Annotated in this window: 14 protein-coding genes; 3 read left to right on the top strand and 11 right to left on the bottom strand. The window is 62.2% G+C overall.

All coding sequences use genetic code 11. The features are described from left to right. The first annotated feature begins 363 nt into the window (after positions 1-363). Positions 364-1,059, top strand: a complete 696-nt coding sequence (locus NKH59_RS16100) for a DUF1013 domain-containing protein (protein WP_352471151.1) — start codon at positions 364-366, stop codon at positions 1,057-1,059. 58 nt (positions 1,060-1,117) lie between these two features. On the opposite strand, the gene NKH59_RS16095 is transcribed toward NKH59_RS16100, so the two are convergent. The 3 genes from NKH59_RS16095 to NKH59_RS16085 all read right to left on the bottom strand — a co-directional run bounded on the left by NKH59_RS16095 (position 1,118) and on the right by NKH59_RS16085 (position 2,572). Beyond that, the gene (locus tag NKH59_RS16095) at positions 1,118-1,837 is read right to left on the bottom strand and encodes a helix-turn-helix transcriptional regulator (RefSeq protein ID WP_352540254.1); all 720 of its coding nucleotides are present in this window, start codon (positions 1,835-1,837) and stop codon (positions 1,118-1,120) included. 18 nt (positions 1,838-1,855) lie between these two features. Beyond that, the gene (locus NKH59_RS16090) at positions 1,856-2,263 is read right to left on the bottom strand and encodes a hypothetical protein (protein WP_353022343.1); all 408 of its coding nucleotides are present in this window, start codon (positions 2,261-2,263) and stop codon (positions 1,856-1,858) included. A 141-nt stretch (positions 2,264-2,404) separates the two neighbouring features. Beyond that, the gene (locus tag NKH59_RS16085; protein WP_023678489.1) at positions 2,405-2,572 is read right to left on the bottom strand and encodes a hypothetical protein; all 168 of its coding nucleotides are present in this window, start codon (positions 2,570-2,572) and stop codon (positions 2,405-2,407) included. Between the two features lie 204 nt (positions 2,573-2,776). Here NKH59_RS16085 and NKH59_RS16080 point away from each other — a divergent pair, with 204 nt between their 5' ends. Then, positions 2,777-2,938 carry a hypothetical protein gene (locus NKH59_RS16080; protein ID WP_352540257.1) on the top strand — a complete coding sequence of 54 codons (162 nt, stop codon included), beginning with the start codon at positions 2,777-2,779 and terminating at the stop codon, positions 2,936-2,938. Positions 2,939-3,055: 117 nt separating this feature from the next. Here the strand turns inward: NKH59_RS16080 and NKH59_RS16075 are convergent, their stop codons facing one another. The 7 genes from NKH59_RS16075 to NKH59_RS16045 all read right to left on the bottom strand — a co-directional run bounded on the left by NKH59_RS16075 (position 3,056) and on the right by NKH59_RS16045 (position 9,772). Then, the gene (locus tag NKH59_RS16075) at positions 3,056-3,787 is read right to left on the bottom strand and encodes an SGNH/GDSL hydrolase family protein (protein WP_353022342.1); all 732 of its coding nucleotides are present in this window, start codon (positions 3,785-3,787) and stop codon (positions 3,056-3,058) included. Between the two features lie 86 nt (positions 3,788-3,873). Beyond that, positions 3,874-4,611, bottom strand: coding sequence for a DUF899 domain-containing protein (locus NKH59_RS16070; RefSeq protein ID WP_353022341.1), 738 nt, complete (start codon positions 4,609-4,611; stop codon positions 3,874-3,876). 141 nt (positions 4,612-4,752) lie between these two features. Beyond that, complete coding sequence (locus NKH59_RS16065; RefSeq protein ID WP_353022339.1) at positions 4,753-5,778, bottom strand: class I fructose-bisphosphate aldolase; 1,026 nt, start codon at positions 5,776-5,778, stop codon at positions 4,753-4,755. Positions 5,779-5,918: 140 nt separating this feature from the next. After that, positions 5,919-7,115 (bottom strand): phosphoglycerate kinase, encoded by a 1,197-nt coding sequence (locus NKH59_RS16060; RefSeq protein WP_353022337.1) that lies wholly within the window; start codon positions 7,113-7,115, stop codon positions 5,919-5,921. A gap of 162 nt (positions 7,116-7,277) precedes the next feature. After that, positions 7,278-8,132 (bottom strand): lytic transglycosylase domain-containing protein, encoded by an 855-nt coding sequence (locus NKH59_RS16055; RefSeq protein WP_352471157.1) that lies wholly within the window; start codon positions 8,130-8,132, stop codon positions 7,278-7,280. Positions 8,133-8,136: 4 nt separating this feature from the next. Then, positions 8,137-9,390, bottom strand: coding sequence for a flavodoxin-dependent (E)-4-hydroxy-3-methylbut-2-enyl-diphosphate synthase (gene ispG / locus NKH59_RS16050; RefSeq protein WP_352452483.1), 1,254 nt, complete (start codon positions 9,388-9,390; stop codon positions 8,137-8,139). A 202-nt stretch (positions 9,391-9,592) separates the two neighbouring features. Beyond that, complete coding sequence (locus NKH59_RS16045; protein ID WP_023678481.1) at positions 9,593-9,772, bottom strand: YdcH family protein; 180 nt, start codon at positions 9,770-9,772, stop codon at positions 9,593-9,595. A 239-nt stretch (positions 9,773-10,011) separates the two neighbouring features. Here NKH59_RS16045 and NKH59_RS16040 point away from each other — a divergent pair, with 239 nt between their 5' ends. Further along, complete coding sequence (locus NKH59_RS16040) at positions 10,012-10,215, top strand: YdcH family protein (RefSeq protein ID WP_023678480.1); 204 nt, start codon at positions 10,012-10,014, stop codon at positions 10,213-10,215. A 50-nt stretch (positions 10,216-10,265) separates the two neighbouring features. Here the strand turns inward: NKH59_RS16040 and NKH59_RS16035 are convergent, their stop codons facing one another. Beyond that, a complete protein-coding gene (locus tag NKH59_RS16035; RefSeq protein ID WP_352768256.1) occupies positions 10,266-11,051 on the bottom strand; it encodes an IclR family transcriptional regulator in 786 nt (261 codons plus the stop codon). Positions 11,052-11,189 lie beyond the last annotated feature (138 nt).

The raw sequence follows: 11,189 nt of genomic DNA, 5'->3' as shown, positions 1-11,189 counted from the left end.
CCTCGTTGAAACGATCGAGGCAACCGAATGCAACAACTACTTCGCAAACGCCGGCTACGCTTCCATCAAAACGTGAAAGGCTCTAGAAGCCAGAGCCGCAGCAGACGGATTTCCGTCGCCGGTTCCGAGCCCGCCCGACCTTGGTCTGGCGGGCTTTGTCTTTTTGAAGCTTTCGACTGCATGGCGTCATCTGCCGACCCTTCGCGGTCTGCTGGTCGCGCTGCCGTGCCGTCCTTGACGCGCGCCTGCCAAAAACATTGCGAAACGGCGAGCGAGCGGTTATATAGACCGCGATTTTCCCATTTTGGTGGCTCTAAACCACCGCCCGCGCGGGAACGCGGGCGAACGAGAAGGATTTTTGTAATGGCCAATACGCTGCTGATGCCAAAGGCGACCGCCGTCTGGCTGGTTGACAACACAGCGCTTTCCTTCGAGCAGATTGCGCAGTTCTGCGGACTGCATCCGCTTGAGGTCAAGGCTATCGCCGACGGCGAGTCGGCGCAAGGCATCAAGGGCATGGACCCGATCATGACCGGCCAGCTCACTCGCGACGAGATCGCGCGCGCCGAGAAGGACTCGAACCACCGGCTGAAGCTCTCCGATCCCAAGGTGCGGGTGCCGGAATCCAAACGCAAGGGTCCGCGCTACACGCCGCTGTCGAAGCGCCAGGACCGGCCCAACGCCATCCTCTGGCTGGTGCGCAACCATCCCGAGCTCAAGGATGCGCAGATTGCCCGCCTTGTCGGCACAACGAAGTCGACGATCGACCAGATTCGCGACAGAAAGCACTGGAACTCCGCCAATCTCCAGCCTATGGATCCGGTGACGCTCGGCCTGACGTCGCAGATCGACCTCGATATGGAAATCAACCGCGCCTCGCGCGGCCGCGAGCAGGCGCAGCCGGTCGGCGATACGCTGCTGCCGGCCGCCTTGACCGAACGGCTGGTGCCGGCGCCCGAAAAGCCGAAGGACGAGGACCGCGAACTTGACGCCAACGCCGTCTTCGCCAAGCTTTCGGCGCTGAAGTCGAAGGACAAGGACGCCGACGAAGAGGAATAGGTCTGGCATCCAAAACAAAAAGCCCGCTTTCAAGCGGGCTTTTTTGTGATCTTCCGTGTCAGCTTCGCGCCGCCCGGTCCGGCGCCATGCCGTAATCCTCGCTGCGCTCCACCGCGCGATAGAAATCGGCGAGCTGCTTGCCGCGCTCCGGCTTGAAGGTGCGGCCGGCGATGACCACCGTGGCGATTCGGTCGATGCGGAAAGCGCGGAAATCGCTGCGCATCTCACACCAGGCGACCAAGGTCCACACCTTGCCCCAGAACCACAGGCCGAGCGGGCGGATGTCGCGCGCGGTGCTGCGGCCGGCCTCATCCGAATAGTCGATGGTCAGCACCTGACGTTTCTCGATGGACCGCTCGATCAGGTCGATGGCTTCGCGGGCGGCATCGCTTACCACCCACATCGGCGTGTGGATCTCGGTACGGGCGATGCGGTCCTTTTCGGCGTCGGGCAACACGGCGCCTATCTTGACCAGCGCCTCGTCGGCGGCTCGCGCCATGGCCGCGCCGCCAAAGGCGCGCACCATGCGGGCGCCGGCGACCAGCGCGACGATCTCGTCACGCGTGAACATCAGCGGCGGAAGGTCGAAACCCTCCCTCATCATGTAGCCGACACCGGCCTCGCCGTCGATCGGCACGCCGGTCGACTGCAGATCGGCGATGTCGCGATAGATCGTCCGCTCGGAAACCTCGAGCCACGTGCCCAGCTTCTGGGCGGTGACCAGACGACCACCACGCAGATGCTGCACGATCTGGAAGAGCCTGTCGGCGCGGCGCATCGTATGGTCCCTCGGCGTCTATCGTTCCAGCCCTTCGCGCTTGCGCTGCGCGGCGACGAAGGCCGCGCCGAAGGACAGTTTACTCGTTGTCGGCGGGTTTGCGCCGACCACCCGCCAGAACGGCGCAACATCGCCCAGCGCCATACCACGCTCAAGATCCTCGTTGGCGGCCTCGGCGACGGTGCGCAGATGATAGCCGATGGTGACCGGACATGTCATCTCGGCACCGTGCTCGATGGCGAGAGCGGTGCGCAAAGCGCGGATATTCATGTCCATGCCTTCGGGGATAGAGCGGATGAATGCATGGACCTGGCGAGCTGCAGGAACCAGCATCGGCTGGCCTTCGACGACGTCGCCGATGGTGCGTGGCGACGGTGTTATGCCGTTGATGCCAGGCGTGTTCAGCCTGTCGTTCCAGCTTTTCATCGATCGTCCTCTCGGCCATCCGGCTCCGGCGGCCATTGCACTATGGCACGAGCCTCCTGACACCATACTGTCAGGAGGCTTCAGCATGCCCATTTCAGCTCGTCGCCAGGTTGCATCCAAACGCCACGCGGAAAGCTTGCCTCAATTGCCGCCATTGCGGCGGTCGCCATACATGTCCGGCCAACCAATATCCTTGCGGATGTCCGCCGGCAGGGTGTTCATGAATCGCTGGGTGCGGATCTCATTGCGGATCGTCCGGATCTTGCCGACATAGTGCTGCACGCTACGCAGAATGGTAATGCCGTTCATGGCTGGTCTCCTCTCTTTCGATGCAGGCACTATCGCACACCCCTGCTGACAGCAGTCTGTCAGGAGGGTGCGTCTCTCCTGACCGGCGTTCCGATTTGTCGACCGAAGTGATCAGGCAGTGCTGAAAAGAGGCCTGCTGCACTGGAAAGACGGCGATCGCGGAGCCGCTTTGACAGTCCAGCCGCGATGCTGATCAAAGGCTGCATGTCGAAACTTCTCGCACTCGTCATCATCTTCATGATGGTCATCCAGCTCATCAAGCCGCTCGGCTGGCCCGGGCTGAAGCGGCGCAGCGATTTCTGGAAGCTGGCGCTGCTGGCGATGGCGGCGATTTCGATTACGGCGGTGCTCGGGCACTGGACGTAATGCATGTCGCGCAAAAGTGTGCAGCGGTTTTGCGACAACGACATGCATAAAAACGAGAACCTGAAGCGCGTCGGATGAGGCCAATCGAACGCGACGCGCTTTAGTGCTGGCGGTCCGCTATGCGACGCCCGGTTCGTTGGCGAGCACCAGGCTGACCAGATGTTCCGCCCAGGCTCGGTAGCCGGCTTCCGAAGCGTGAAATCCATCCGATGCGAAGCCGGCATCGGCATCCGTGATCGGCAGCCGGCGCGCCGGTATGGCGCCGCGTTCGAGGCAAAGGCGCTCGCCCATCCGGTTCATTTCGACGGCGCGGATTTCGAGGATATTGCCGAGTAGCGGCGGCATTGCCGGAGCCCGGGTGAACTCCAGCACCGGCGACCACACCACGCGAGCCTCCGGCCATTTGGCGCGCAGCGCGTAGAGCAGGCCGCCAAACTCGCGCTTGAAGCGCGGTACCGAATGAAAATTCTTGGTGTCGTTGGTACCGATGGCCAGCACGATATGCGTCCACGGATCGGCCGATAGATTGGGCAGCACATGATCGCGGATCTGGCCAGAGGTTGCCGAGTTGAAGCCGGCCGCCCGCCAGCGCACGGTGCGGCCGGTGCGTTGCGCAATCAGAACTGCCAGTTGCGCGGCCAATCCGTTTTCGGAATTGCCGATGCCTACCGAGGCGGCGGAGGAATCGCCAAGCACCAGAACCGAGATTGCTGGCGCCAGGCCAGATATCTCGTGCATGACCGGACCTTGTGCCGGCAGCATGCGGGCGGTGCGGCGACGCACGCCAAGTCCTTGCCAGACATAGACCGGAAAGGCGAGCCAGGTGAGAAGGGTCGGAAAGCGCCGCATGGCAAGTCCCTTTTAGGGCATAGCGAACAGCACTTAGCGCATGTTGCACTGAAGGTGAACGACCTTGCAGCGACACCCTTGTCGCCTCAATGGCAACCGTCATGCGTCCCGGATTGGTCTTGATACTCGTCATGCAGCCGCACCCAGTCGCCGAGGCTATGATGCGGGCCAGTTTCGTTGCGGCCTTTCGGCGTCAGATCGAGGTAGTGATAGGCGCCGATCAGCGGATCGCCGCCTCGCGAGCGCGAGATGAAAGTCAGGAAGATGTCGCCTTTCTCGTCGCGATAGAACACGCTGGTGCCGGGAAGATCCTTCGATTGCCGCGCGCGCCGCTCGAAATTGTAGGTCGTGTCGCCGGCCGCGATCTGCTTGTCGGTGAATGACACCTGCATGTCGAAGTTGAAGTCCGAAGCGTAGGACGACACCCAGTCGAATTTCCAGCCCATGCGCTGCTTGTAGGGCAGCAATTCAGCCAGTGGCGCGCGCGCTACCACGACAAGTGAGACATCGTGATGCCTGAGATGCTGGTTGGCGCCGTCGATGTGGTCGGCAAGAAATGAGCAGCCTTCGCAGCGATAATCGGCGCCCGGCCCGAACATGAAATGGTAGACGATCAGCTGGCTGTTGCCGCCAAACAGGTCGGGCAGTTTCTTTGGCCCTTGCTCGGTCTCGAAGACATAGTCCTTGCGGATCTTCAGCCACGGCAATTCGCGGCGTTCGGCAGCGATGCGGTCCCGAAAGCGCGTCAATTCCTTTTCGCGCGCCAGATGCGCCTTGTGCGCCTGAAACCACTCTTCCTGCGAAACGGTCTTGTTGTTTGGCATCGGTCTGCTCCTCTTTTCACGGAGGACGTTCGGCAGCGAGGAATGCCGACACCGAGCTGCATTTTTAGTTGCAGGAAATTGCAGACCTTGCTGCTTTCAAACAAACCCGGGCGGGTCGGAGGGAACGCAACCTGAATTCCGTCAGGCGGCTTGCTCAAGCGTCGGCTGCCATTGTCCAAGCGCTGCCAGATGGTTCATGTGGGCGCGATGGGCGAAGGCGGCCTGCGCGGCGGCGACGTTCGCCGCCTTGCCGCTCCAGGCCTTCTGTGGAGCGGCCTGCAAGGCGCGGCCGTAGGAGAAGGTCAGCTTCCACGGATGCGGGCCGATAGCGTTGATGGCATTGAGGTTGGCGGTCGCCTGCTCGTCCGTTTGTCCGCCTGACAGGAAGGCGATGCCTCCGATCGCGACCGGCACCGTCTCGCGGAACAGTTTTATGGTCTTTTCGGCGACTTCCTCGGGGCTGCTGACCTTGCCCGATTTCTTGCCGGCAAGGACCATGTTCGGTTTCAGGATGGTGCCTTCGAGCACGACGCGGGCCGCATAGAGCTCGGTGTACAACTTTGTCAGTGTCGCCTTGCTGATCTCGTAGCAGGTGTCGATGTCGTGGGCGCCGTCCATCAGCACCTCCGGCTCGACGATCGGCACGATGCCGGCCTCCTGGCAAAGCGCGGCGTAACGGGCGAGCGCATGGGCGTTCGAGCCGATCGACGTGGCGGAAGGCACGCCCTTGGCAACATCGATGTCGATCACCGCGCGCCATTTGGCAAAGCGGGCGCCGAGCTTGTAATAGTCGGCAAGGCGTTCGCGCAGGCCGTCGAGGCCCTCGGTGATGGTGTCGCCGGGAAAGCCGGCCAGCGGCTTGGCGCCGGCGTCGACCTTGATGCCGGGGATAGCGCCTGATGCCTTGATGATGTCGACCAGCGGTGTGCCGTCGGCGGCCTTCTGGTGAATGGTCTCGTCGTAGAGGATGACGCCGGAAATGTACTTGGTCATTGCATCGCTGGCGCGGAACATCATCTCGCGATAGTCGCGGCGACTGTCGGCGGTCGACTCGACACCGATGACGTCGAAGCGCTTCTTGATGGTGCCGGAGCTCTCGTCGGCAGCCAGCAGGCCTTTGCCATTGGCCACCATCGCGGCAGCAATGTCCTCGAGACGTTCGCTCATCGTGCTTCTCCTGAAAGAATTGATCCGTGCCCAGCAGACCACCAGAGCAACGCAGGTTCAAGTCGAACAATTTCACCGGGTAGGCGCGAATCGATTGAAAGTCGCGGGCGCCCTCTTTCGCGCTGTTATTGCTGCCGCGCTCAGCGCTTCAAGATGTCGACGCCGGGCAAGGGCTTGCCTTCCATCCACTCCAGGAAAGCGCCGCCAGCCGTCGAGACATAGGTGAAGTCGTCGGCAACGCCGGCATGGTTGAGCGCCGCCACCGTATCGCCGCCGCCGGCGACCGAGATCAGTCTGCCGGCCCTCGTGCGCGCTGCCGCGTGCCTGGCCGTCGCCACCGTTGCGTGGTCGAATGGCTCGATCTCGAAGGCGCCGAGCGGCCCGTTCCAGACCAGCGTCGCGGCGCGGTCGATCCATTCGGCAATGGTTTTCACGGTCTTTGCGCCGACGTCGAGGATCATGCCGTCGGCCGGCACGTCTGCTATGGCGACGGTCTCGCTGGCGGCGCCGGCCTTGAACTCCCTGGCGACAACGCCGTCGGCGGGCAGGATGATGGCGCAGCCGGCCTCGGCCGCCTCGATCATGATCTGCTTGGCGGTGGTCGCGAGATCACGCTCGCACAAGGATTTCCCGACATCGGTGCCGCGTGCCGCGAGAAACGTGTTGGCCATGCCGCCGCCGATGACCAGCGCGTCGACCTTCTTCACCAGGTTCATCAACAGGTCGATCTTGGTCGAGACCTTGGCGCCGCCGACGATGGCGACAACCGGACGGACGGGATTTCCAAGACCCTTTTCCAACGCGTCGAGCTCGGCCTGCATGGTGCGGCCGGCGAAGGAAGGCTGCACATGCGCCAACCCTTCCGTCGACGAGTGGGCGCGGTGCGCAGCAGAGAAGGCGTCGTTGACGAAAATGTCGCCGTTGGCGGCGAGCTTTTCGGTGAAGGCCGGATCGTTCTGCTCCTCGCCCTTATGGAAGCGGGTGTTCTCGAGCAGCAATACGTCGCCGTTATTCATGGCAGCAACGGCATTTGCCGCCTTGTCACCGATGCAGTCGGAGGCAAAGCCAACCGGACGGCCGAGCACGTCCGCCGTCGCCTTGGCGATCGGCTCGAGCGAGAATTCCGCCGCCGGTCCATCCTTCGGCCGGCCGAAATGGGCAAGCAGGATGACCTTGGCGCCCTTGCCGGAGAGCTCGGCAATGGTCGGCGCAATGCGCTCGATGCGGGTGGCGTCGGTGACCTTGCCCTCGGCGACGGGAACGTTGAGGTCGACACGCACCAGCACACGCTTGCCGCTGATATTGCCGATGTCGTCCAGTGTCTTGAAGCCGGCCATGCTGATCCCTTTCGCGAAAAATCGCGGGGACCTTACCCCGCATCGACGACGATGCAAGACCTGCCTAACGGTTCACCGAAAATATGATTCACGTATCGAGGACGAAGTGCCCACGGGGAGCGAGATGGGCAGCAATGGCGCAAAACGCTCCGACATATGGCTTTACCGGTTGCGTACCACGATGCAGGCGCCGCCGACGCTTTGCAGCTTGTCGCAGATCGTGTCGGCCTTGGCTCTGCTATCGGCGCCGATCCGCACGGCATAGATGCCGCGCCTGCCGATCGGTGTGCGGACCCGGCTGACCACCGGATCGTGGCCGGCAAGCAGTGCCGGGAACCGGCTTTTCACTCTCAGCCACTGGTTGAGCGCCGCGGCGCGGCGGAAATTGCCGGCCACCTGCACGCCCCAGGGCTTGATGTTGATCGACGACATCGGCACGGTTCTGGACATGATCACCGGCAGCTCGCGGCAAGCGGCAGCGAAACTCGCCTTTTTGTCGAGCGGCCGGATGACGCCGGCATACGCGGCATCGGTGAACTTGTCGGCCGGCTCGCCCATGACGTCCAGGACGTAGCTTTCGGTCTCCAACGGGAGGAATCCGCCGGAATTCAGCCAGCGCGTCACCCGGCTCTCGCCGGCATTGTAGGCTGCGGCGGCGAGGCCGAGATTGCCGAAACCGGATTTCATTTCGGCAAGGTATTTTGCCGAGGCCGGGATTGCCTGTTCGATGTCGAAGGAATTGGCGAGCCCGCGCATCTTGGCGGTGCCCGGCATGAATTGGGCGATACCCTCCGCGCCGACCGGGCTGACCGCATTGGGATCGAAACGGCTTTCCTTCCAGATCAGCCGGGCAAAGAAATCCCGGGGCAGCCCGTTCTGGTCGGCATGCGTCTCGATCAGGTTGCAAACCTGGTCGATCAGCTTCTTTTTGGCGGGCCGTGGTGGATCGGCCTGAACGGCTGTCGCCCAGATCAGCCCGCAAATGACAACCAGCGCCGCGCCCAGCAAACGCCGCATCGAACTACTCCGCCGCGGCTTTGTCGTGCTGCCCGAATCGCCGTTCGATATAGTCGGCGACCATCTTCTCGAAATCCGCGGCAATCGATGGGCCGCGCAGGGTCGCCGCCTTCTTGCCGTCGACGAATACCGGGGCGGTCGGTGTCTCGCCGGTGCCGGGCAGCGAAATGCCGATATCGGCATGTTTGGATTCGCCCGGACCGTTGACGATGCAACCCATCACCGCGACTTTGAGGTTCTCGACGCCGGGATATTGTTCACGCCACACCGGCATGTTCTTGCGCAGGTCGGCCTGGATGTTCTGGGCAAGCTCCTGGAACACGGTCGAGGTTGTGCGGCCGCAGCCCGGGCAGGCGGCGACGATTGGCACGAACTGCCGGAAGCCCATGGTCTGCAACAGCTCCTGCGATACCTGCACCTCGCGCGTGCGGTCGCCGTTCGGCTCCGGCGTCAGCGAGATGCGGATTGTGTCGCCGATGCCTTGCTGGAGCAGGATGCCCATGGCCGCGGACGAGGCGACGATGCCTTTCGAGCCCATGCCGGCCTCCGTCAGGCCGAGGTGCAGCGCATGGTCGGATCGGGTGGCAAGCTCGGTGTAGACGGCGATCAGATCCTGCACGCCGCTGACCTTGGCCGACAGGATGATTTTCTCGCGCGCAAGGCCGATCTCTTCGGCCATTCCGGCCGACAGGATCGCCGATTGCACGATTGCCTCGCGCGTCACTTCCTGCGCCGTCAGCGGAAAGCCCTGGGCCTGGTTGTCGTCCATCAGCCGGGTCAGCAGCTCCTGGTCAAGCGAACCCCAATTGACGCCGATGCGCACCGGTTTGTCGTATTTGATCGCCATCTCGACGATCGCCGCGAACTGCCGGTCTTTCTTGTCCTTGAAGCCGACATTGCCGGGATTGATACGGTATTTGGCCAGTGCCTCGGCACAGGCCGGGTGGTCGGCCAGGAGCTTGTGGCCGATATAGTGGAAATCGCCGACCAGCGGCACGTCGATGCCGAGCCGTTCCAGCCGCTCGCGGATGGCCGGTACGGCCGCAGCGCTTTCGTCGCGATCGACGGTTATGCGCACGATCTCGGAGCCGGCACGATGCAGCGCCGCCACTTGCGCGACCGTCTGGTCGACATCGGCCGTATCGGTGTTGGTCATTGACTGGACGACGACCGGCGCGCCGCCGCCGACCATCACGCCGCCGACATCGACACCGACCGACCTGCGGCGTGGGAAGGGTGAGGAAAAATATCCGGTCATGCCGGCTGCCTTTAATCTTGAAGGTCCGGGCATGAGGTGGAGGAGCAAAGATGGCTTGTCAATGGCGACTGCCGCGCAGGCCCAGCAAATCGGAAACAACAAGATGGCAGCTTACCGCAAATCCATGGGCGTTTCCGGCAGCATAGAGACATGCCACCGGAAAGATCGCGCGCCGGGTGGCGCTTCTAGTCCTGGAAGGGTTTCAGTGCGTCGTCGGTTTCGCCTTCAGTTTTTCAATCTCGTCCTTGAGCGCCAGCTTGCGCCGCTTGAGATTCACGATTTCGAGGTCGTCTACCGACGGATGGGTCATCGCATCGTCGATTTCCCGTTCGATGTCGCCGTGTTTCCGCTGCAGCTCATCAAGATGGGATGCAAGAGACATGATTGGTTCTCCCTTTCATGGTTTCCTCGGATTGCAGCCGTCATGGCACGTCCACCGCAGGCTCGCTTCTATGACGGCATAATGACAGTGTGCCACCATCGCGCACCGATGTCGAATGCTGCGTGGTAGCATTCCACGCCAATATGAAATGTGATATGGGCTGCGCGCCGGTGCAAGAAGCCCCGGTCCCGCCCAATCAGGCCCATAGTTTGGGCGCCGCAGACGTGCAGACGGTAAAAATGTCCGATCAGGAACAGGCAGATATCCGCCTCGAATATTCCCGGCTGAAGCAGGAACACGCCGATTTCGACGCTGCCATCAATGCGATGATCGCCATGAATTGCGACCCGCTGCAGATCCAGCGCATGAAGAAAAAGAAGCTTTTCCTGAAGGACAGGCTGATGGCGCTGGAAGACAAGATCATTCCAGACATTATTGCTTGAACGAACGCCATTGTTTGAACGAACGCCGGCGGGGCCTGCTGGAAAAGCGGTTATGCCGCGATCGAAAGCCGTGCGGCGCGCTCGCGCAACAACGCTATCAGGTTGTCGGTCTTTTCGGTCGAGGTATCGATCGGAACCACCAGGCACATCGTCGCCTCGACCCTGCCCGGCGCTGAAAAGACCGGCGCGGCCAGGCATTTCGTGTAGGCATCGACAAGGCCGGAGGTGACGCAGTAGCCGGCCGACTTGGCGACGGCGATGTCGTCTATGAAATCGTCGAGTTGCAATCTGCGGCCGTCCGGCAGCACGAGATCGTCCTCGGAGACCATATCCTCAATCGCTGCCCTGTCGAAGCCGGCGAGGAGCAGTCGCCCGGAAGCTGTCCAGGGGAGCGGTATTTGCAGACCGGTCGCCGAGCTGATCCGGAATGGCCTCGTCCCCGGGCTTGAATGGACGATGGTGTAGCGGCCGCTTTGCAGCATGCACAACTCCGAGGTCTCGCCGGTCTCGCGTGACAGATGGTCGACTTCCTGGCGCCCTCGCCTGAGCAGGTCGTTGCCCCGCACATAGTCCATTCCGTAGAGATAGAGCTTCTTTCCGAAATAGACCCGATTGCCGTCTCCGGCCATTTCCAGCAGGCCTGCGTCGACCAGCGAGCGCACAAGCGTATAAGTCGTCGAACGCGGCGCGTTTACCCCCTTGGCAAGATCGCCGATGCCGATCGCGCGCTGGGTCGCGTGAAGAAACTCCAAAATCTGGAGGACCCGGTTGAGGCCCTTCTCCCGAGAACCCGAGTTCTTGTCTTCGTCCAGACCGGCGTCAGGTCGAGCGGCCAAGGCATTACCTTCTTGCATTATCGATCCCTGATGTTAATCTGTCTTGTACAGAGTACAGGCGTCTCTTGTAAGGGACAATGATGTCAGTTGCAACTGATGCCTGTACTGCTGGTCCAAAGGGGAACTCAACACGAAAGG

Source organism: Mesorhizobium sp. M0998 (assembly GCF_040318885.1).
Taxonomy (GTDB): Bacteria; Pseudomonadota; Alphaproteobacteria; order Rhizobiales; family Rhizobiaceae; genus Mesorhizobium.
This window is presented reverse-complemented; position numbering and strand designations above follow the sequence as displayed.